21 protein-coding genes and 1 tRNA gene are annotated in these 22,509 nt (G+C 38.2%); 19 read left to right on the top strand and 3 right to left on the bottom strand.

The features are described from left to right. Nucleotides 1-75 precede the first annotated feature (75 nt). The 8 genes from LRP81_RS01590 to clpX all read left to right on the top strand — a co-directional run bounded on the left by LRP81_RS01590 (nt 76) and on the right by clpX (nt 8,213). Nucleotides 76-1,152: a GerMN domain-containing protein gene (locus tag LRP81_RS01590; RefSeq protein WP_230499471.1), complete on the top strand. Its 1,077-nt coding sequence runs from the start codon at nt 76-78 to the stop codon at nt 1,150-1,152. Between the two features lie 102 nt (nt 1,153-1,254). Next, nucleotides 1,255-2,010, top strand: a complete 756-nt coding sequence (gene rph, locus LRP81_RS01585) for a ribonuclease PH (protein ID WP_230499470.1) — start codon at nt 1,255-1,257, stop codon at nt 2,008-2,010. Then, nucleotides 2,007-2,609, top strand: coding sequence for an XTP/dITP diphosphatase (locus LRP81_RS01580; protein WP_230499469.1), 603 nt, complete (start codon nt 2,007-2,009; stop codon nt 2,607-2,609). Before rph ends, LRP81_RS01580 begins: the two co-directional genes overlap by 4 nt. 10 nt (nt 2,610-2,619) lie before the next feature. Continuing rightward, nucleotides 2,620-3,123: a metallophosphoesterase family protein gene (locus tag LRP81_RS01575; RefSeq protein WP_230499468.1), complete on the top strand. Its 504-nt coding sequence runs from the start codon at nt 2,620-2,622 to the stop codon at nt 3,121-3,123. A 508-nt stretch (nt 3,124-3,631) separates the two neighbouring features. After that, nucleotides 3,632-3,708, top strand: a tRNA-Arg gene (locus LRP81_RS01570). A 429-nt stretch (nt 3,709-4,137) separates the two neighbouring features. After that, the gene (locus tag LRP81_RS01565; protein ID WP_230499467.1) at nt 4,138-5,136 is read left to right on the top strand and encodes a tetratricopeptide repeat protein; all 999 of its coding nucleotides are present in this window, start codon (nt 4,138-4,140) and stop codon (nt 5,134-5,136) included. Nucleotides 5,137-5,327: 191 nt separating this feature from the next. Further along, complete coding sequence (tig, locus tag LRP81_RS01560; protein WP_230499466.1) at nt 5,328-6,614, top strand: trigger factor; 1,287 nt, start codon at nt 5,328-5,330, stop codon at nt 6,612-6,614. Between the two features lie 333 nt (nt 6,615-6,947). Then, a complete protein-coding gene (gene clpX / locus LRP81_RS01555) occupies nt 6,948-8,213 on the top strand; it encodes an ATP-dependent protease ATP-binding subunit ClpX (protein WP_230499465.1) in 1,266 nt (421 codons plus the stop codon). 184 nt (nt 8,214-8,397) lie between these two features. On the opposite strand, the gene LRP81_RS23195 is transcribed toward clpX, so the two are convergent. Together LRP81_RS23195 and LRP81_RS23190 are read right to left on the bottom strand one after the other, a co-directional pair. Then, complete coding sequence (locus LRP81_RS23195) at nt 8,398-8,577, bottom strand: DUF2691 family protein (protein ID WP_253073866.1); 180 nt, start codon at nt 8,575-8,577, stop codon at nt 8,398-8,400. Nucleotides 8,578-8,624: 47 nt separating this feature from the next. Next, nucleotides 8,625-8,729: a DUF2691 family protein gene (locus tag LRP81_RS23190; protein ID WP_253073865.1), complete on the bottom strand. Its 105-nt coding sequence runs from the start codon at nt 8,727-8,729 to the stop codon at nt 8,625-8,627. Nucleotides 8,730-8,932: 203 nt separating this feature from the next. On the opposite strand from LRP81_RS23190, the gene lonB reads away from it, so the two are divergent. From lonB to LRP81_RS01515, 7 genes are all read left to right on the top strand, one after another. Beyond that, nucleotides 8,933-10,615 carry an ATP-dependent protease LonB gene (gene lonB / locus LRP81_RS01545; protein ID WP_230499464.1) on the top strand — a complete coding sequence of 561 codons (1,683 nt, stop codon included), beginning with the start codon at nt 8,933-8,935 and terminating at the stop codon, nt 10,613-10,615. A 251-nt stretch (nt 10,616-10,866) separates the two neighbouring features. Next, nucleotides 10,867-13,191, top strand: coding sequence for an endopeptidase La (gene lon / locus LRP81_RS01540; RefSeq protein WP_230499463.1), 2,325 nt, complete (start codon nt 10,867-10,869; stop codon nt 13,189-13,191). Then, complete coding sequence (gene yihA, locus LRP81_RS01535) at nt 13,188-13,772, top strand: ribosome biogenesis GTP-binding protein YihA/YsxC (protein ID WP_230499462.1); 585 nt, start codon at nt 13,188-13,190, stop codon at nt 13,770-13,772. Before lon ends, yihA begins: the two co-directional genes overlap by 4 nt. 57 nt (nt 13,773-13,829) lie before the next feature. Beyond that, nucleotides 13,830-15,026 carry an alanyl-tRNA editing protein gene (locus LRP81_RS01530; RefSeq protein WP_230499461.1) on the top strand — a complete coding sequence of 399 codons (1,197 nt, stop codon included), beginning with the start codon at nt 13,830-13,832 and terminating at the stop codon, nt 15,024-15,026. 446 nt (nt 15,027-15,472) lie between these two features. Continuing rightward, complete coding sequence (locus tag LRP81_RS01525) at nt 15,473-16,252, top strand: transporter substrate-binding domain-containing protein (RefSeq protein ID WP_230499460.1); 780 nt, start codon at nt 15,473-15,475, stop codon at nt 16,250-16,252. Nucleotides 16,253-16,348: 96 nt separating this feature from the next. Then, nucleotides 16,349-17,011, top strand: coding sequence for an amino acid ABC transporter permease (locus LRP81_RS01520; protein ID WP_230499459.1), 663 nt, complete (start codon nt 16,349-16,351; stop codon nt 17,009-17,011). An 11-nt stretch (nt 17,012-17,022) separates the two neighbouring features. Next, on the top strand, nt 17,023-17,754 hold the full coding sequence (locus tag LRP81_RS01515) for an amino acid ABC transporter ATP-binding protein (RefSeq protein ID WP_230499458.1): 732 nt from the start codon (nt 17,023-17,025) through the stop codon (nt 17,752-17,754). A 113-nt stretch (nt 17,755-17,867) separates the two neighbouring features. On the opposite strand, the gene LRP81_RS01510 is transcribed toward LRP81_RS01515, so the two are convergent. Continuing rightward, the gene (locus LRP81_RS01510; RefSeq protein WP_230499457.1) at nt 17,868-18,350 is read right to left on the bottom strand and encodes a LiaF transmembrane domain-containing protein; all 483 of its coding nucleotides are present in this window, start codon (nt 18,348-18,350) and stop codon (nt 17,868-17,870) included. A 235-nt stretch (nt 18,351-18,585) separates the two neighbouring features. On the opposite strand from LRP81_RS01510, the gene hemA reads away from it, so the two are divergent. Genes hemA through LRP81_RS01490 form a run of 4 tightly spaced genes read left to right on the top strand, consistent with a single transcriptional unit; the run spans nt 18,586 to nt 22,508 of the window. After that, on the top strand, nt 18,586-19,953 hold the full coding sequence (gene hemA, locus LRP81_RS01505) for a glutamyl-tRNA reductase (RefSeq protein WP_230499456.1): 1,368 nt from the start codon (nt 18,586-18,588) through the stop codon (nt 19,951-19,953). A 15-nt stretch (nt 19,954-19,968) separates the two neighbouring features. Then, on the top strand, nt 19,969-20,802 hold the full coding sequence (locus LRP81_RS01500) for a cytochrome C assembly family protein (RefSeq protein ID WP_230499455.1): 834 nt from the start codon (nt 19,969-19,971) through the stop codon (nt 20,800-20,802). A gap of 30 nt (nt 20,803-20,832) precedes the next feature. Further along, nucleotides 20,833-21,765, top strand: coding sequence for a hydroxymethylbilane synthase (gene hemC / locus LRP81_RS01495; protein ID WP_230499454.1), 933 nt, complete (start codon nt 20,833-20,835; stop codon nt 21,763-21,765). Beyond that, the gene (locus LRP81_RS01490) at nt 21,765-22,508 is read left to right on the top strand and encodes a uroporphyrinogen-III synthase (protein ID WP_230499453.1); all 744 of its coding nucleotides are present in this window, start codon (nt 21,765-21,767) and stop codon (nt 22,506-22,508) included. The genes hemC and LRP81_RS01490 overlap by 1 nt, the downstream gene beginning before the upstream one ends. Nucleotide 22,509: the final 1 nt, after the last annotated feature.

The following is a 22,509-nucleotide window of genomic DNA, read 5'->3' as shown; positions in this document are numbered from 1 at the left end:
TTTTTTAAAGCTCGGTCTATTTTTTTTGAATAGCTCGTATACATAGTAGTACAAACCGTCTTGGGAGGGAAATCTATGTCTCATAAAAAAGTAAAAATAACTGCTGCTGCAGTACTTGCTTCATCTGTTCTATTGTCAGGATGCGGATTATTTGGAGGTGACGAGAAAGCTGACTTAGAAACAGATATTCAGCAAGATGTCACATTTGTAGAGGATGGAGAAAACGATAATGGAACGGACTCAGAAGTCACAGGTGATGACGATAACAAAGCAGTTTCTGAAAGTACACAAAGAGAATTATACTTAATTGACAGCAATGGCTATGTCGTTTCGCAATCGTTGGAATTACCAAAAACAAACGAGGTAGCCAAACAGGCATTGGAATACTTAGTGGCAGGAGGACCTGTTGAAGGCATGCTTCCAAATGGGTTTCGGGCAGTATTGCCTCCAGGGACGGAAGTAGATGTGAATTTAAAAGAGGATGGTACCATCGTTGCGGATTTCTCAAATGAATTTACAACCTATGATCCAGCGGACGAAAAGCGTATACTCCAATCTATTACCTGGACATTAACCCAATTTGATAACGTAGAAAAAGTGCAAATTATGGTAAATGGTCATACTCAGAACGTCATGCCGTTAAAGCAAACTCCTATAGGGGAGGGAGTAAGCCGAGCGAATGGCATAAACTATCATACAGCAGAAACGCTGGATCTAATGAATACGAGACCAGTAACTCTTTACTTTATGGGGGAAAGTAATGACGGTGAACCATATTATGTACCAGTCAGTACTCGCTTAAACCTTGAAGGAAAAGACAAGTATACAGCAATAGTAGAAGCGCTTATTGCTGGCCCTTCACATAATTCTAATTTAATGATTGATATTAGTAATGAAGTAGCATTGCTTGATGAACCAATCATAAAAGACGGCAACCTTGTATTAAACTTTAATGAGGCCATTCTTGGTATCGAAGGACGAATTGTTTCCAAAACAATTGTTGATACATTGGTATTAAGTTTGACAGAACAAGAGGGTGTCGAGAGTATTGCTATTACTGTAGATGGAGAAGGAGATCTCATGGCTACTGACGGTACTAATGTGTCAGAACCAGTTTCTCGACCTGAAAATGTGAACACAGGAAGATTTTAATCAACCATTTTTGATATACTATATATGTAACAAGAAGAGGTGGAAAATTGCCTCTTCTTTCTTTGTTAGAATAAGATGGATGATATAAAAGGAGTAAAAAGCATGTCAAGAGTAGATGGAAGAGAAAATAATGAATTAAGAAAAGTTGAAATTATCCCTAACTATTTGATGCACGCAGAAGGATCGGTACTTATTAGTATAGGTAATACAAAGGTTATTTGTACCGCTTCTATAGAAGAAAGAGTGCCTCCATTTATGAGAGGTGGGGGAAAAGGATGGATAACAGCAGAATATTCTATGCTTCCACGTGCCACTGAAAAAAGAACGATGCGCGAATCTACTAAAGGGAAAGTAACGGGAAGAACAATGGAAATTCAACGACTGATAGGTCGTACCCTACGCTCAGTAGTAGATCTTGAAAAAATGGGAGAAAGAACAATCTGGATCGATTGTGATGTTATCCAAGCTGACGGCGGAACGAGAACCGCGTCCATTACAGGTGCTTTTGTAGCCATGGTGTTAGCCTTGCAAAAACTAGTTGAAAACAAGAAAGCGAAAATCCTTCCAGTAACAGATTATCTTGCAGCAATTTCTGTTGGGGTAGGGGAGGAAAAAATGCCATTACTAGATTTAAACTACATAGAAGATTCAAACGCTGAAGTAGATATGAATGTCATAATGACTGGTTCCCTTGAAATGGTGGAGATACAAGGGACCGGAGAAGAGGCAACGTTTTCGAGACAACAATTAAATGCTCTGCTAGACCTTGCGGAAGAGGGAATTCTTTATTTGATAGAAGCACAGAAAAAGGCATTAGGACCAGTAATTGAAAATATTAGAAAAGGAGAAAATCTATGAAGGAAATCATCATCGCCACTAACAATCAAGGAAAAGTAAAAGATTTTCAAGCAATTTTGGAGCCAAAAGGGTACATAGTGAAATCCTTAGCTGACTTTCCTAACATATCAGAAGTAGATGAAACTGGAACAACTTTTGAAGAAAATGCTCTCTTAAAGGCGGATGCATTAGCAAAGCAACTTGGGAAAATAGTGTTGGCAGATGATTCAGGCTTGGAAGTGGATGCATTAAATGGAGAGCCAGGTGTGTATTCTGCCCGATATGCGGGTATGGAAAAAAATGATACGCTAAATTATGAAAAGGTATTGCAAAAGCTAAAAGATGTCTCAATAGAACAAAGAACTGCGAGATTTGTGTGTGTATTAGCAGTTGTCGACGAAGGTGGTGATTCGTTCACTGTACGTGGAACATGTGAAGGATCCATTGCCTTCGAACCAGCAGGGAAAAATGGATTTGGATACGACCCTATATTCTTTGTAAGTGATTTTCAAAAGACAATGGCTCAATTAACGAAGGAAGAAAAAAATGAAATTAGTCACAGAGCAAAGGCGATAAAACTCTTACAAAGCAAGTGGAATATGCTATCCCACCAAAACTAGGAGTGAAAATATGAAAGTATTAGTAGTTAGCGATAATCATGGAGAAGCAGAGATATTAAAGCAGCTTAAAGCACGCCATAAGGAAGAAGTGGATCATTTTATTCACTGTGGAGACTCGGAGCTCACCTTTTCTGACGAAGCGATGAATGGTTACCACGGAGTTCGGGGAAACTGCGATTTAGATACTAGCTATCCAGAAACACTCACAAAAGAACTTTCAGGTCATAAGCTATTTGTAACTCACGGTCACCTACACCAAATAAAATCCTCTTTACTGCCACTCAAGTACGCAGCAGAGGAAGCTGGTGCCAACATAGCATGCTTCGGTCATTCTCATATCGCAGGTGCAGAATATATGGACAATATCCTTTTTGTGAACCCAGGAAGTATCTCCCTCCCTCGTATGACAACGGATAAAAGCTATGCTATAATTGAGCTAAAGGATAAGATGTTTTTTGTACATTACTATAATGAAAAAGGCGAAAAATTATCCTCCCATACATTCGAAAAATAAAGAAGAGAGGATATTCCCTCTCTTCATTTTACTCTCAACAAATTATATAAGAAAACTTTTTTAAAAAGTGTTGACTTTAAAAAGTGTATCTCATATAATAAATCTTGTCGCTGATGAAAATTAGTAAATATTTCTTCTGAAATAGCTTCCGTGAAAATCAGGATGACGGTAGTAAGGTTACCAATAAACAAGTCTTAATTTTAATCATGTCCCAGTAGCTCAGCAGGATAGAGCACGATCGAATATGCTTCGTTGAATTAACAACAGCGTACCGATTTTAACCACCCTGAAATAGCTTCCGTGAAAATCGGGACGACGGTAGTAAGGTTACCGATAAACAAGTCTTAATTTTAATCATGTCCCAGTAGCTCAGCAGGATAGAGCACGATCGAATATGCTTCGATGAATTAACAACAGCGTACCGATTTTAACCACCCTGAAATAGCTTCCGTGAAAATCGGGACGACGGTAGTAAGGTTACCGATAAATAAGTCTTAATTTTAATCATGTCCCAGTAGCTCAGCAGGATAGAGCAACGGCCTTCTAAGCCGTGTGTCGGGGGTTCGAATCCCTCCTGGGACGCCATTTACCTAAAACGCCATGTGCATTTTTATGAGTATTCTTTAACAAGAATATTGATAAAAAAGTGCATGGTGTTTTTTTCATGATGATCTATACCTTTTGAGGTTATTCTCAAACCTTTGGTGGAGAACGCGACCCCTTTGGAGATAAACCTGAAACCTATAGTGTAAATTTTAAAACCTTTGATAATGAGCCCTTAATCCTATGTGATGTCCCCCGCAAATCTCATCAATTACTAGGTTTTAGAGTAGAAGCTTAAAACAAAATTACTTCTCAAAATGAGTTATGTAATGCCTGTCCTTGAGTTGAAACTATTGAGCTTAAGTAGTATCATCATTTGTCTAATCCCCTCTATCTCCCATTTGACTTGTACTCCCTTCTAAAGATTGATAAACTTGGTTAAATATCAAATTACAGGACGGCAGAGCTGAGATGAAAAACAAAAAAATTGTAGAGTTTCCTAATTTAAAGCAGCGGCTTTTAGAAAAGGCGATGCAAATGATGAAAGAAAAGAAATTCCAAGAGGCGCTTGAGTTATTTCAACAGGCAAGAAACAATGACTTTGCTTATGCAGAGGTGGAGCTCGGAATGGTAGTTTGCTATATGGAGCTAGGGCAACTGACGGAAGCGAAAAATCGTTGTAAGAAGATGCTGAGTGAGGATATTGGTGAATATTTTCATGTCCTACAAATATACATAACCATTCTTATTCAATTGAAGGAATATGTGGAAGTAAAGTCAACGATTGAAGCGATTTTAGAAGAAGATAGGCTTCCAGCACAGTATGCCCAGACATTTTATCAGCTTTTGGAGTTTGCCAGAAAAATGCTACCTGAAGGAGAAGAAGTAGAAAGTCCTTCTATGGAAGAAAATGACGAAAACCTGAAAAATCTTCATGAAGGATCTGTTCAACAGCAATTTGAGACGATTCAAATGTTAAAGCTCCGAAATATTCGACCTTTTATTTCGGACATACAAGCCTTCTTAAGTAATGAACTTCATCACCCAGTTTTGAAAACTTTTCTTATCCATATTTTAAAAGAACAAGGTTGGGATAAGAAGTTAGAACTCATCAAGTTTGGGCAAAAAGATTCATTTGTACCTGCTGAACTTGCATCTGGTGAAGAAGATCCTTTCTTAAATAAAGTCATTTCCATTCTTGAAGACACAGTGGAAAGTGATAACCCTACTTTATTTGAAAGTTTAAAAGAAATGCTAGTGAGAATACATACTGTTAAATTCCCTTTTCCATTTTCACCGGATAAAGCGGAAGTATGGGCTGGGGGACTGCACAAACTCGGAGGCGACTTGTTTGGACTTGAATTGGATGAAGAAGAGTTGCGAGCAGAATATAATATTTCAGAAATAGAGTTACAATCAGCTGTTCGGGAGATTAGAAAGCTTGAAGATTTTTCATTTCTACGTTTGTGATGGTATATGTTGAACTCATCGTGGATTATGTTATAATGTAAGGGTTGTAAATTTTATATACCATATAAGGGTTTAGTCTACTTGCAGCAAATGAAAGAATCAATTACCACCATGAGTGGTCAAGCAGATTAGATAGTGAGAATCGAAAGTATCATTATCTTTTTTGAAAATAGATGTTGGAGGGAAAATTTATGTCTGCTAAATGGGAAAAATTAGAAGGTAATCAAGGCGTATTAACGGTTGAAGTTGATGCGGATACTGTTAACCAAGGTCTTGAAGATGCATTTAAAAAAGTAGTTAAAAAAGTTAATGTACCAGGATTCCGTAAAGGGAAAATTCCTCGTGGAATGTTCGAACAACGCTTTGGTGTAGAGTCTTTATACCAAGATGCAATTGATATCCTTCTTCCAACTGCATACTCTAATGCTGTTGCTGAGACTGGAATTGAGCCAGTAGATCAGCCTGAGATTGACATCGAGTCTATCGGCAAAAACGAAAAGCTAGTATTTACTGCTAAAGTAATCGTAAAGCCTGAAGTAAAACTAGGTGACTACAAAGGCCTAGAAGTAGGGCGCTTAGATGCGAACGTAACGGACGAAGATGTGGAAGCTGATTTGAAAGGCCTTCAAGAGCGTCAAGCTGAGCTTGTTGTTAAAGAAGAAGGAACTATCGAAAACGGCGACACAGTGGTTATGGATTTCGAAGGATTCGTAAATGGTGAAGCGTTTGAAGGTGGAAAAGCGGAAAACTATTCACTTGAAATCGGTTCTGGCACTTTCATCCCAGGTTTTGAAGAGCAGCTTGTTGGTCTTACAGCTGGATCAGAAAAAGAAGTAGAGGTATCTTTCCCAGAAGAATACCATGCAGAAGAGCTTGCTGGTAAACCTGCAGTGTTTAAAGTAACAGTACATGAAATCAAAACAAAAGAACTTCCTGCACTTGATGATGAGTTTGCTAAAGATGTGGATGAAGAAGTGGAAACACTTGAAGAGCTTAAAGCAAAAACAAAAACTCGCTTAGAAGAAGCAAAAAAGACAGAAGCTGAAAATCACCTTCGTGATACAGTAGTAGAAAAAGCTGCTGAGAACACAGAAGTTGACATTCCAGAAGCTATGGTAAAAACTGAAACTGACCGCATGGTTCGTGAATTCGAACAACGTCTTCAAATGCAAGGTATGACAATGGATCTTTACTTCCAATTCTCCGGTCAGGATGAAGAAGCTTTACGTACACAAATGAAAGAAGATGCAGAAAAGCGTGTGAAAATGAACTTAACGCTTGAAGCAATTTCTAAAGCTGAAAACATTGAAGTAACAGATGAAGAAGCTAGTGAAGAAGTAGAAAAAATGGCTGGTATGTACAACATGTCTGTAGACCAAATCACACAAGCTCTTGGTAGCTTAGAAGGTCTAAAAGAAGATTTAAAAATCAGAAAAGCAATTGATTTTCTTGTAGAAAACAGTAAAGATGTTGCATAATAGATAATAAGAGACAAGGCGCGACTTGATCGTGCCTTGTTTTGTACCATAAAAAATCATTTCATTAGTATTATCAATCATTTCCATCTATCGCTGTGTTAGTAATGGACATTCATGGATACAATAGTACGGACTCTTCCTCTAAAAATTCCATACATAACCAAAGGGTAAATATTAGAAATGTCAGGCACATATGTGGTAAAATGCAGTACATAACTATTTTTTTACAGGGTGAAGACGAAGTCAGAATTAGATACTGCAACAGTTTTTCTCATTGTTTAGGAGACCAGCTGATGGATGGGAAAAGAGAGAAATGATAAGGGGTGAAACATTTTGTTTAAATTTAATGACGAAAAAGGACAATTAAAGTGTTCTTTCTGTGGTAAAACTCAGGATCAAGTTCGTAAATTAGTTGCTGGTCCAGGTGTATACATATGTGATGAGTGTATTGAACTTTGTACGGAAATTGTGGAAGAAGAGCTTGGAACAGAAGAAGAAGTAGAGTTTAAAGATGTACCTAAGCCAAAGGAAATCCGCGATATTCTAGATGAATATGTAATCGGGCAAGAATCTGCCAAAAAATCTCTTTCTGTAGCTGTTTATAATCATTACAAGCGTATTAATTCAAACAGTAAAATTGATGACGTAGAGCTTGCAAAGAGTAATATTGCGATGATTGGGCCGACAGGTAGCGGGAAAACTTTACTTGCCCAAACATTGGCAAGAATCTTAAATGTTCCATTTGCTATTGCGGATGCCACTTCATTAACTGAAGCTGGATATGTAGGAGAAGATGTGGAAAACATTCTTTTAAAACTTATTCAAGCTGCTGATTACGATGTTGAAAAAGCTGAAAAAGGTATTATCTACATCGATGAAATTGATAAGGTTGCTCGTAAATCTGAGAATCCTTCTATCACCCGTGATGTTTCTGGTGAGGGAGTACAGCAGGCATTGCTTAAGATTTTAGAAGGAACAGTCGCTAGTGTTCCTCCACAAGGTGGTCGTAAACACCCGCATCAGGAGTTCATTCAAATTGATACCACAAATATCCTGTTCATTTGTGGTGGAGCATTTGATGGAATCGAACAAATTATCAAACGCCGCTTAGGTAAGAAGGTTATTGGCTTTGGTACGGTAGAAAAAGCGGATGATATGGAGCAAAAAGAGTTACTTTCTAAAGTACTTCCTGAGGACTTGCTTCGATTTGGTCTAATACCGGAATTTATCGGTCGTCTTCCAGTAACTGCAAGCTTAATGCCGTTAGATGAGGAAGCACTGATTGAAATTCTGACTAAACCAAAAAATGCACTTGTGAAGCAATATCAAAAAATGCTTGATCTTGATAATGTAGAACTAGAATTTGAAGAAGGTGCTTTATCTGAAATTGCTAAAAAAGCAATAGAACGAAAAACAGGTGCCCGCGGTCTACGTTCTATTATTGAAGGAATCATGCTTGATGTGATGTATGAACTACCATCTCGTGATGACATCAAAAAATGTGTTATCACAGCAGAGACGGTAGCTGACAGCATTGCTCCAAAACTGATTTTAGACGATGGATCTGAGTTGAAAGAAGACGAAAAGACCTCTGCATAGTAGAAAAAGAGCACTTTCCTTTCGAGGAAAGTGCTCTTTTTTGTCAAAGTCCACGATATCCATGATTCTTATTATGTGCTTCTACCAAGCTGATAGTTGTATATTTCTATCATTTTCATCAGAAATGTAAAAATTCACACTTTTGTGCATTCGTTTAAAGTTGCTCTAGTAAATGTTTATCCTTTTAAATAGATGGTTGTATACAACTATCTACAATTAACAGAACAAATTCACATTCGCTTTGCAAAAACTCTTCATATGTATGAATTTCTGTGACTTTTCCTTGTGAATATGATTTTAAATCAGCAAATATAAGATAGTAGCAATTGTTTTCTAATAGTGCTTTAAGTTCAGTTCCTTCTATAATCTTTTTATTGTCAGTGATAAGAAGTTCTTCGTTTAATTCAGTATTTATCTCACCTTATAAGATTCTCCACTGCCTATGAGCCAACTGAAAGCAATTATATTTATAGACTTTAATACATCTCCAAGAAATGATCCATATTCATTAGGCAATTTAAAAAATTATTCCTCTTTTCATAAAACCTCTCCCCTTAAATTCTAAATTACTGGTAATGATTAGAATTCATTATTCTACGGATCCATTTAATATAAAGTTTCGTTAAAACCTATTTTAACCAAATTCTATTTGTTGGATTATTCCCCATTTCCGCGGAGATACTACCATATAATCACATCATGAATGCAGGAGGGTAACTATGTCTATCACGGGTATAGCACTGTTCATACAACTCTTTTTTGGGGTTATCATCGGTCTGTATTTCTGGAACCTACTTAAAAATCAACGTACACAGAAAGTTACCATTGATAAAGAATCGAAAAAAGAAATGGAACAATTACGCAAGATGAGAAGTATCTCCTTATCAGAACCACTAGCAGAAAGAGTAAGGCCAACAAGCTTTAAGGAAATTGTAGGTCAGGAAGACGGCATAAAAGCTTTAAAAGCAGCAATTTGTGGACCGAATCCACAGCATGTAATCATTTATGGTCCGCCAGGTGTGGGGAAAACAGCTGCTGCGAGGCTAGTTTTGGAAGAAGCAAAGAAAAATCCAAAATCCCCATTTAGAGGAAATGCGGTCTTTATTGAGTTAGATGCAACAACGGCACGTTTTGATGAGCGAGGAATTGCCGATCCGTTAATTGGTTCTGTTCATGATCCGATCTATCAAGGTGCAGGCGCGATGGGACAAGCTGGTATTCCCCAACCAAAGCAAGGAGCAGTGACTCATGCACATGGAGGAATGCTGTTCATTGATGAAATAGGTGAACTCCATACCATACAAATGAATAAACTTCTTAAAGTGTTGGAAGACAGAAAAGTATACTTAGAAAGTGCTTATTATAGCGAGGAGAATAATCAAATACCGACACATATCCATGATATATTTCAAAATGGTCTTCCAGCTGATTTTAGGTTGGTTGGGGCAACAACAAGAACGCCTAATGAAATTCCTCCAGCAATAAGGTCGAGATGCATGGAAGTATTTTTTAGAGAGCTTGACCAACAAGAGTTGGAATCAGTTGCTGGGAATGCAGCTTCTAAAATTAATATGAAGGTAGAAGAAGCGGGTATTAGTCTATTGGCATCATACACAAGAAATGGTCGTGAAGTAGTTAATATGATGCAGATTGCGTGTGGACTTGCCATTACAGAAGATAGAGATAGTGTAAAAGTGGAGGATATCGAGTGGGTGATTCACTCTAGCCAGCTCGCTCCTAAATACGAAAACAAAATTAAAGAGTTGTCAAAGCCAGGGCTTGTAAATGGACTTGCTGTATTTGGTCCAAATTCAGGTGCGCTTTTGGAAATCGAAGTTACCGCAATCCCAACTGAAGAGAAAAAAGGGACAGTTAATATCACAGGGATTGTAGAAGAAGAAAGCATGGGAAATCAAGGGAAATCTATCCGAAGAAAAAGTATGGCAAAAGGTTCTGTAGAAAATGTCATTACCGTTTTAAGAAAATTGGGTGTTCCAGCTGCTGATTATGATATCCATGTCAATTTTCCAGGAGGAATACCAATAGATGGACCATCGGCAGGGATTGCGATGGCAACAGGGATTTATTCAGCAATTTTCAAAATTCCAGTTAGTAATATTGTGGCAATGACTGGAGAAATCAGTATTCACGGTACGGTAAAACCAATTGGTGGGGTAATTCCAAAGATAAAAGCAGCCAAGCAGGCTGGTGCACAAAAGGTCATTATTCCTTTTGATAACATGCAATCCATCATTAAAGAAATTGACGGAGTAGAAGTGATACCAGTAAAGGATTTTCAGGAAGTGCTAGATCTTGCATTAGTAAGGGAAAAAGCGGCAGAAACTAATTTTGATAGTATCCTGCAAGCACCAATCCCTATTTCTAAGACAGAATCAATGTAAAGTCAGGGCAGGCCAAATGCAGGTCTGCCCCCTTTTTATTACCATGAAAATTTAGGCTTTCCCTTTGCACTTCCGGATGGAAAAAGGTAAAATTTTGACTACAAGTTTCATAAATAACTTAGAGCTACTAGCAAATGATAGTAAAACACGATTCTTTCTTTTGTCTTTAGCTAGTATAATTAGACAGGGCTTGGCAATTAGGATAGAATTGAACAAAGAAATATATAGGAAGAGCGTACGGGGGTGTTACCATGGCAACAAACAAGGAATATCATGTTCCATTATTGCCTTTACGAGGACTTATGGTCTTCCCTACAATGGTTTTACATTTGGATGTAGGAAGAGAGAAGTCAATAGAAGCATTAGAACAAGCGATGCTTGGAGATAATATAGTCGTCCTTTCTACCCAGAAAGAAGTAGGAAAAGACAATCCAACGAAAGAGGATCTTTATGAATGGGGAACTTTAACAAAAGTTAAACAAATGTTAAAGCTACCAAATGGAACAGTCAGAGTGCTTGTAGAAGGCCTCGAACGAGCAAAAATAGAAGAATTTATAGAAAAAGACACGCATTGGGAAGCAAAGCTCCTTACATACCCAGATCCAGATGAAAAAGATGCAGAAGATGAGGCGTTAATGAGAACATTGTTGGATTATTTCCATACCTATACAAAGCTCTCTAAAAAAACGACGATTGAAACATATCATACTGTATCCGATATTTCAGAACCGGGGCGTATGGCGGATATTATTACTTCTCATCTGCCAATTAATATGAAAGAAAAACAATCTGTTTTGGAAACAAAAGATGTAAAAGATCGTCTTCATAAGGTAATCCGACACGTGAACAATGAGAAAGAAGTCCTTCAATTAGAAAAGAAAATCGGTCTTCGCGTAAAACGTTCTATGGAGCGTACACAAAAAGAATATTATCTTCGTGAACAGATGAAAGCTATCCAAAAAGAGCTTGGCGATAAAGAAGGTAAGGGTGGAGAAATTCAAGAATTAAAGGAGCGGGTCGAAAAAATTGGTATGCCGGAAAATGTAAAAAAGACGGCATTGAAAGAAATTGACCGCTATGAAAAAATCCCTTCCAGTTCTGCGGAAAGTTCTGTCATTCGTAACTATATTGATTGGCTGTTAAATTTGCCTTGGACAGAAGCAACAAAGGACCAACTTGACATTATTCGAGCTGAAGAGATTTTAAATGAAGATCATTTCGGGCTTGAAAAGGTGAAAGAGCGTGTGCTGGAATATTTGGCTGTACAGCAGTTAACACAATCATTGAAGGGTCCGATACTCTGTCTTGCAGGACCGCCTGGTGTCGGGAAAACATCGCTGGCAAGATCTATTGCTAAATCTTTGGATCGTAAATTTGTCCGGGTTTCCCTCGGAGGTGTCCGCGATGAATCCGAAATAAGAGGACATAGAAGAACATATGTAGGGGCAATGCCAGGACGAATCATCCAGGGCATGAAAAAAGCAGAAACGATAAATCCAGTGTTTTTGTTGGATGAAATAGACAAAATGTCAAATGATTTCAGAGGTGACCCTTCGTCTGCACTATTGGAAGTATTAGATCCAGAACAAAACCATAATTTCAGTGATCACTATATCGAAGAAGCGTATGATTTATCCAATGTCATGTTTATCGCAACAGCGAACAACTTGGCGACTATTCCTGGACCGCTCCGTGATCGAATGGAAATTATTACAATTGCAGGATACACAGAGATCGAGAAGCTGAATATTGGAAAAGACCATCTTCTTCCGCGTCAAGCAAAAGAGCATGGGCTGCAGAAGAATCTTTTACAAATAAGAGATGAAGCGTTGATGGCTATTATCCGTTATCATACCCGTGAGGCAGGAGTTCGTAGTTTGGAAAGACAGATTGCTTCAATCTGCAGAAAAGCAGCGAAAATTATCGTATCCGGTCAGAAGAAACGGGTAGTGATTACTGAAAAAAACTTAGTTGAATTTTTAGGGAAGCCAAAATTCCGATATGGACAGGCAGAAGTGGAAGACCAAGTAGGTGTCGCAACAGGACTTGCTTATACAACTGTAGGTGGAGATACATTATCCATTGAAGTCTCCGTTTCACCAGGTAAAGGGAAGTTGATGTTGACTGGTAAACTTGGGGATGTCATGAAGGAATCCGCACATGCTGCTTTTAGTTTCATCCGGTCCAGAGCAGATGAACTCAATATTGATCCAGATTTTAATGAAAAAAATGATATACACATCCATGTTCCAGAAGGGGCAGTACCTAAAGACGGTCCATCTGCAGGGATAACGATGGCGACTGCCCTCATCTCCGCTCTGACAGGGCGCCCTGTTCATAAAGATGTCGGCATGACAGGCGAAATAACGTTAAGAGGCCGTGTTCTACCAATTGGGGGATTAAAGGAAAAGTCTTTAAGTGCTCATCGTGCTGGCCTTAAAAAAATAATTTTACCAAAAGAGAATGAAAAAGATTTGGATGATATTCCAGAAAGTGTGCGCAAAGATTTAACGTTTGTTTTAGTTTCACATTTAGATCAAGTGTTAGAACACGCATTAGCAGGAGAGGGAAAATGAAAGTAACTCAAGCAGAAATTGTCATTAGTGCTGTTAAACAAGAGCAATACCCAAGTGAACTATTACCTGAATTCGCTTTGGCTGGGCGTTCAAATGTCGGAAAATCCTCTTTTATCAACAAGATGATCAACCGCAAGAACCTGGCAAGAACGTCATCAAAACCAGGAAAAACGCAAACCCTTAATTTTTACCTCATTAACGAAAAGATGCATTTCGTTGATGTACCAGGATATGGTTTTGCTAAAGTTCCAAAATCTGAGCGGGATGCATGGGGGAGAATGATGCAAACGTATTTGACATCGAGAGAACAGCTTCGTGCCGTGCTCCAGATAGTCGATCTTCGTCATCCACCATCAAAAGACGATGTCACCATGTACGAATATCTTAAACATTATGATTTACCAGTAATCGTAATTGCAACAAAAGCAGATAAGATCCCAAAAGGAAAATGGCAAAAACACCTTAAGGTGGTCAGAGAAACCCTTAAGATGGAAAAAGAAGATGAAGTAATCCTCTTTTCATCTGAAACAGGACAAGGTAAAGATGAAGTATGGGGTATTTTACAAAAAAGAATGAAGTAAAAAAGAAACTGTGTGCAGAAATGTACGCAGTTTTCTTTGAATTTGGGAGGAGAAATTTTGAAAAATAAACTATTTTATCAAGACCCTTACATAAAGGAATTTACTGCTACGTTGCAAAAACAAGAAAAAGATAATAGCAATGGAGAATGGTACGCTGTTTTAGACAAGACTGCTTTTTATCCGGAGGGTGGGGGACAACCATTCGATACAGGGGTTTTAAATGACATAACTGTGGTAAACGTCCAAGAAATAAATGATGAAATCAGACATTATTTAGAAGCTCCACTTCCGGAAGGAACAACAAACATATCTGGAATAATTGATTGGGAAAGACGTTTCGATCATATGCAGCAACATGCTGGCCAGCATCTTCTATCAGCAGCTTTTGAAGAGCTTTTTTCTTATAAAACAATAAGCTTTCATTTAGGAAAAGAAATGTGCACCATTGATATTGCAACACCTGAATTGACTCTGGATGAGGCAAACAAAGCGGAAGGGCTTGTGAACCAAATAATTCTAGAAAATCGCATGATTGAAACAAAATGGGTTTCAAAGGAAGAACTTTCTTTATATCCGCTTAGAAAAGAGCTTTCTGTTAAAGAAAACATCCGTCTTGTAATTGTACCTGAATATGATTACAACGGATGTGGCGGCACACATCCAAATAGTACAGCAGAAGTGAGTGCCCTAAAAATAATGAACTGGGAAAAGCAAAAAAAGAAAGTGCGCATTACTTTCATTTGCGGAAACAGGGTGCTTAAAGAACTGCATGAGAAACAGAAAGTGATAAGTGAGTTGGCCATACAATTAAATGCTCCTCAGGCTAGTATGGTAGACGGTGTAAAAAGACTATTAGAACAAAATAAAGAACTCGAAAAAACTGTAAAAGAACAAACGAACATGCTCCTGGAGTTCGAAGCAGACAGCATACTATCTGAAGTAGAAATAAAAGGGGATCTTAACGTTATTGGTAAGGTATTTCAAAATCGCACCTTTAGTGATTTGCAGATTCTTGCAAGAAATATAACCAATACAAATGAAAATATGAATGTTTTACTTGTCTTAGAAAATAACGAGAAGCTACAATTTGTTTGTGCGCGGGGAAAAGCTTCAGAAATTAATATGAACATGATTACAAAAAGACTTATAACGGAGATTAATGGAAAAGGTGGGGGCACAGTAGATTTTGCTCAAGGAGGAGGAAGAGGTACTGGAGATATAGTATTACAAGCGTTCATTCGGTTAGTAAAATAAACATTATACCTAAAAAGGGTCTGTTTAGAATCTCATGGATAATGACAACCTAACAGGTTCTTTTTTTAGTATTGATAAGTAGCTTTCTAGGGATAATTAAGTTCAAAATCAAATCAAATGTTGGTTAAGGCGGTTAAGAAATTTCTCCAAATAAAAGCCTAAATTCTGCGGGGAATGATCATTTGATATTGCCAAGCTATCTCCTATTCCTCAAAAATAATAGAAATTTCAAAAAATAAGTTTAATGATGTTTGTCTTTAGGGAATAGGATGTATAGAGAGCATTTCTGAGCATACATAAGAAAGATAGGTCGTAAGTTATTCAGGAGTGTAAGTTTACAGAATTATTAGGAAAAACCTATCAATAGGTCATTTGTAGTAGTTTCTCGCAATTGTTAACATATTAGGGAGACATAAAAAAATAGACGTTAAGGGGGATTCAGGACATTGAAAAAAAGGATATGGCTTATCGCATTATTCCTTTTATCTACCATTCTGGCAGCATGTGGTGGAAAAGTGACAACAAGTGAAGGATATGAATTGGTAGAGGAAGGGAAATTTAAGTTTGCTTCTTCAGGAGAATTTGCCCCGTTCAGTGTGACAGATGGGAGCGGGAATATGACAGGCTTTGATATTGAAGTCGGGGAAGCTATCGCAGCTGAACTCGGTCTTGAGTCTGATCAAGAAAAATACACATTCGCAAGTATTGTTGAAGGAGTAAAAAACGGTCGTTTTGATGCTGCTGTAGCCTCTCATACGATTACCGAAGACAGATTAAAAGAAGTGGATTTTTCCACGCCTTACTATTATTCAGGTGCACAAATTTTTGTAAGACCTGATAGTGATATCGAAACATTGGACGATTTGGAAGGAAAAGAGATCGCGGTGTCCAGGGGATCTACTTATGCATCTCTTGTTGCCGATCTGACGGATAATATCGTGAATTATGATAGTGATGTCGTTGCTTTGGAATCACTGAATAACGGCCGCCACGATGTGGTAGTAACAGACTTTGTAACCGGTCGAGAGGCGATCGGTGCAGGGATGACACTCGAAGGCCGTGAACTTCTTGACAGAAGTGAACAGGCTGTAGCAGTTGCAAAGGGTAATGAGGCTTTACTCGAAGCCATTAACGCAGCACTAGAAAAGCTAAGAGAAGATGGAACACTTGCAGAAATAAGTCAAAAATACTTTGGTGAAGACATCACTTCAGACCCGGATGAGTAAAATGTTAAAAGTCTAATAAAATCCTGTCTCTGAAATGTGTGGTGCTTCGTTCACCACACATTTTTTTGGAGGTATAACAAAGGAAGTGGAACAAGTATGCCTAGTTTAGCGCACTTTTTTGATGTTTTTTTCGGTTCTTATGATATGTTCCTTAAAGGAATGTGGAATACACTACAAGTAACGGTTGTATCTATAGCAATTGCACTCATAGTTGGCTTGTTTTTTGCATTCTTAAAAATTTCTAGTATTAAAGTGTTAGCTTGGATAGCAAATACGTATATTTATATAGTCCGTGGAACTCCACTTATTGCACAAATATTTATTTTTTACTATGGAATGGTTGAACTAGGTATATCTGGTTTTTGGTCGGTTACACTTGCCCTTGCTTTTCATAACGGGGCATATATTGCTGAGATATTTAGAGGTTCTATTCAATCCATAGATAAAGGTCAGATGGAGGCAGGTCGATCTTTAGGAATGCATAGTAATTTGACAATGCGCAGGATAATTTTACCCCAAGCGTTTCGACGTGCCCTACCTCCATTAGGGAATCAATTTATTATCTGTGTGAAAGATTCTTCCTTAGCAGCTTTCATAGGATTCTTTGAGTTATTTGGTGTCGCTCAAACGTTAGGATCAAATTCATTTGACTATATGACTCATTTATTAGTTGTATCTGTATACTATTTAGTTCTTGTTGGCTTAATAGGTATCGTCGTAAACATTTTAGAACGCAAATTTTCAGCAAGTGATAGATAGGAGGGGGAAAAATGAGTAACAAAATTGAAGTAACGGACTTGAATAAATCTTTTGGTGATTTACATGTTTTGAAGGATATTTCTTTATCAATTAAAAACAAAGAGGTAGTCTGCCTGATTGGTGCCAGCGGGTCTGGAAAGAGTACGGTTCTGCGCTGCTTAAATTTTCTTGAAATGAAAGATAGCGGAATTGTAGTAATAGATGGAAAGGAAATTGATGTGAAAAAAGATGATCTAAACCAAGTACGCCAACAGGTCGGGATGGTCTTTCAACACTTTCACCTTTTTCCACATATGACGGTGCTTCAAAACGTCATGGAAGCACCTGTTCAACTAAAGAAAGCAAAAAAAGAAGAAGCGAAAAAAACTGCGCTGGACCTTTTGGAAAAAGTTGGTTTGTCCGACAAGGCGGATGTTTATCCTGAAAAGCTATCAGGAGGTCAAAAGCAACGTGTTGCCATCGCAAGAGCGTTGGCCATGAAGCCGGAAGTTATGCTATTTGATGAACCCACTTCAGCACTAGATCCAGAACTTGTTGGAGAGGTTTTAAAAACGATGAAACAATTGGCAGAAGAGGGTATGACTATGGTCGTCGTAACACATGAAATGGGCTTTGCCCAAGAAGTGGCAGACAGGGTTATCTACATGCATGATGGCAAGATTGTTGAAGAAGGAACACCACATGAGCTATTTAATATGCCACAGAACCAACGGACAAAAGACTTCCTGGAGGCAGTCCTTTAATCACAACAAAGACCTACATCATGTGAATATTCATTCCACTGATTGTAGGTCTTTCAATAAGCTTTTTTCTTTATGTTTGTTGTTATTCCATACTCGAGTTTGTGAATGCTTGCTTATTTCTTTTTAACTACCAAAAAAGCACCGATAATTATAAGGATAACAGGCCAGTAGTTGTATAGGTGCTCTACACCGGTTTCTACAACACCAAGCATTTCCATGAAGGTACCGTAAAAAAGAAAGAAGCTGGCCAAAATGCATAGCAGAACACCTTCGAACATGCCGCCTTTCGTCTTTTGAGCACGGAGGATGAATCCAACACCGAGTATTAGTATGATTACAGCAAAATGGTCTGGCCATACTGCTACTGTATCCTTTAATTGAAAATGAAGCCCAATTCCGAGTAAGACAAAGCCTGGGAGGATATTTGGATAATCACTTTGTTTATATGCTTGTAATAAAAGTGCTGCACCTGTAATAACGAGAAGGGTGGACCATGTGAACATGCCATCCCATAGAGAAATGTTTAATTGTTGTAACAGGAAATATAAACCAAAGAAAAGTAAAAGTAAACCTGGTAAAAAGCTATTCTTCTTCATAAATTCCTCCCTGTAATCGAGGCTGAAACCTTGATTCTCCTATGATTTTCTGATAATGTACAAGTTGGTGAATAAAAGAATTGTAATGTTTGTAATATAGAACTAAGAGAATTGTCCATTCATTGTTGTTTTTTGATGCATTTCGTCAGTTGTTCACATTTTATCAAATGCCTGAACCTTTCGTCATGTTATAATTTTTACAAATGCTATTATTTTTCTGGGGGTGTACGAACAAGTGCATATTATAGTAGTTAGTGTTAATTATAAAACGGCCCCTGTTGAAATACGTGAAAAATTAACTTTTAATACAGCTGATCTGGAGAAAGCGATGGTTGCCTTGAAGGAGCAAAAATCCATCTTGGAAAATACCATTGTTTCGACCTGTAATCGAACGGAAGTTTATGCAGTGGTAGATCAGTTGCATACTGGACGTTATTATATTAAAGCCTTCCTTGCAGACTGGTTTGGTCTGGAGAAGGAAGAATTTTCTCCTTACTTAAACATATATGAGAATGATGGAGCCATTGAGCATTTGTACAGAGTTTCCTGTGGATTAGATTCCATGGTACTTGGTGAAACACAAATTCTTGGTCAAATTCGTAACAGTTTCCTGACAGCACAAGAGTATCATACGGTTGGAACTATCTTCAATCAATTATTTAAGCAGGCAATCACGCTTGCAAAACGTGCACATTCTGAAACTGATATTGGCTCAAATGCGGTTTCTGTCAGTTATGCGGCAGTAGAGCTTGCGAAAAAGATATTCGGGGATCTCCGAAATAAGCATGTATTAATTTTAGGCGCAGGGAAAATGGGAGAACTAGCCGTCCAGAACCTTCACGGCAATGGGGTAGAAAAAGTAACGGTTATGAACCGCTCAGTGGAAAAAGCGGAAAATTTGGCAAATCGTTTTGACGGACAAGCGAAGTCCATGCAGGAGCTTTCCTGTGCGTTGGTAGAAGCAGATATATTAATCTCTTCTACCGGTGCAAAAGATTTTGTTATTACGAAAGAAGATATGACATATGTGGAGCGCATGAGAAAAGGGCGCCCATTATTTATGATTGATATCGCAGTGCCACGAGATTTGGATCCTGAGTTAGACAAGCTGGACAGCGTATTCCTATATGATATAGATGATCTTGAAGGAATCGTTAATGCCAATCTTGCAGAAAGAAAGAAAGCAGCAGAAGAGATTGAGCTTTTCATTGAAGAAGAGATTGTAGATTTTAAATATTGGCTTAATACTCTTGGCGTGGTACCAGTAATTTCTGCGCTTCGTCAAAAGGCATTAGATATTCAATCTGAGACGATGCATAGCATACAGCGGAAACTTCCTCATCTTTCCGAGCGTGAAATGAAAGTGTTGAATAAGCACACAAAGAGTATTATTAACCAGATTTTGCGTGACCCGATTCTTCGCGCAAAAGAGCTTTCAGCTGAACCGAATGCCGAGGATTCACTAGACCTATTCACTAAAATCTTTAACATTGAAGAAGCGGTTCAACAGGAAGTCCAGAAGCAGTATTACACTGTGAAGAAGGAAAAAGAAGCAACCCCTATTGGAATCCCGCTTCCTCAAGCTGCGACATACCAGTCGTAAGAGAGGCTGTTCTATATGCTAGAGATGACTATCGCAAGGCTGTACGAATTAACGGTATTACTATATGCCTTAAGCGTTCTCTTATATTTTATTGATTTTCTTCAAAATAACCAGAAGGCTAACAAAACGGCCTTCTGGTTACTTGCAATTGTATGGGTTTTACAATCAATTTTTTTATTTTTACGGATGCTTGATACAGGTAGATTTCCAATTTTGACTCTTTATGAAGGTATGTACTTTTATACTTGGGTGCTAATTACCCTCTCCCTTATCATTAATAGAATTTTACGGGTAGATTTTATCGTCTTCTTTACGAATGTCATCGGCTTTTTAGTTTTAGCTTTACATACCTTTACGCCCTATCAACATGAATCTCAAGTTGTCGTACAGGCACTGGTTTCTGAATTGCTGATCATCCATGTAACGATGGCAATCTTGTCTTATGGTGCATTTTCTCTATCATTTGTTTTCTCGATGCTCTATCTCATTCAATATCGCTTATTGAAAGAGAAAAAATGGGGGAAACGGCTACTACGAATTGAGGATTTATCTAAGCTGGACCATATGTCATATGTATTAAATGTAATAGGGGTACCGATGCTATTATTATCACTGATACTTGGTAGTATCTGGGCTTCCGTAAAACTTGCAGAGTTTCAATGGTACGATGCTAAGGTTATAGGCTCTTTTATTGTCATTACTGCATATAGCTATTATTTTTACCAAAGGATTGCTAAAGGAATAAGTGGTAAAGCAATAGCCAATTGGAATATTGCTGCATTTCTTGTTGTACTTATCAACTTTTTTCTTTTTGGCAGACTTTCAAATTTCCATTTTTGGATTTTATAGAATCCCAAATTGTTGGGGTGAGGAGGAAATATGCGAAAAATTATTGTAGGTTCTAGAAGAAGTAAACTAGCTTTAACACAAACAAATTGGGTAATCGATCAATTAAAGGCTTTAGGTGCGCCGTTTGATTTTGAAGTGAAGGAAATTGTTACAAAAGGGGACAAAATTTTAGACGTAACTCTTTCCAAGGTAGGAGGCAAAGGCCTTTTTGTAAAAGAGATTGAACAAGCCATGTTTGATAAAGAAATAGATATGGCTGTTCATAGTATGAAGGATATGCCTGCAGTGTTACCAAAAGGTTTAACGATTGGTTGTATCCCGTTCCGTGAAGACCATCGTGATGCATTCATCTCAAAAGGTCATGTTACATTTAGAGATTTGCCAAGTGGTGCGATTGTGGGGACGAGTAGCTTGCGTCGTGGTGCTCAGCTTCTGGCAAAGCGTCCAGACATTGAAATAAAATGGATTCGCGGTAACATTGATACACGTCTTGCCAAGCTGGAGAGTGAAGAATACGATGCGATCATTCTAGCAGCAGCAGGGCTTGCGAGAATGGGTTGGTCTAATGATGTGGTAACAGAATTCCTTGATGAAGATATTTGCCTTCCAGCAGTTGGTCAAGGTGCCCTTTCCATTGAATGCAGGGAGGATGACAAGGAATTACTGGATACCCTAGCTTTATTCACAGACGCAGTAACGGAAAAAGCGGTCCTTGCAGAGCGAGCTTTCCTTGATAAAATGGAAGGCGGGTGTCAGGTTCCAATTGCAGGATTTGCAACTGTAGGACAGGATGACCAAGTGACACTTTCCGCTTTGGTCGGTGCACCAGACGGATCGATCCTTTATAAAGAAAGAATTACTGGAACAGACCCAATTAAAGTTGGTTTAGAAGCAGCTGAAAGCCTAACCCTACAAGGTGGTAAAGCTTTAATTGATAATGTGAAAAAGGAGCTTGATCAATAATGAATCGTACTTTGCCTTTAGCCAATAAACGCATTCTTATCACAAGAAGCAAAGAGCAGGCATCGTACTTTTCCCGTCAAGTTCAAGAACTCGGAGGGACCTCATTGGAAGTCCCTCTTATTCAGTTTCAGTTTCCGTCTAATCAAGCGGAGTTGAAAAAAGAGATTACACAAAACATTTCATCATTCGAATGGATTGTTTTTACCAGTGTTAATGGTGTGAAGTTTTTCTATGAATTGTATCAAGGAAAACTACCAAACAAAACAGCTGCAGTGGGAAAAAAAACAAAAGAAGCTCTTTTATTACTAGGAAATGAAGTGGATATCATACCTGAAAAGTATTCAGCAGAAGACTTGGTAGAGATGTTTGCTCAATGGGAACCATCGTCTATTTTGCTAATACAGGGCAATCTCGCCCGGCCCATTTTACGTGATGAACTAGCGAAACTAGGGTACAATGTTAAACAGATAGTGGTATATGAAAACAGATTGAGTATCCCTGAAGAAAAGGAATGCACCATTGTAAAGGAAGCAAATATAGATTTATACACCTTTACTAGTCCATCTACTGTACATAATTTTATAAAAATATTTGGCTTGCCCGAAGGTCCGGTAGCTGCTATTGGTCCAATAACAAAGCAGGCTTTAGAAAAAGCGGGAATACAAGTAGATATTTGCCCACAAGAATACACTGTGGATGGGTTGATTCAAAACATATTACAATTTTTTACTAGGGAGGATTAAA

It is taken from the genome of Sutcliffiella rhizosphaerae, assembly GCF_917563925.1.
Taxonomy (GTDB): Bacteria; Bacillota; Bacilli; order Bacillales; family Bacillaceae_I; genus Sutcliffiella_A; species Sutcliffiella_A rhizosphaerae.
The sequence above is the reverse complement of the archived record's forward strand: the minus strand, read 5'-3'. Positions and strand labels throughout refer to the sequence as shown.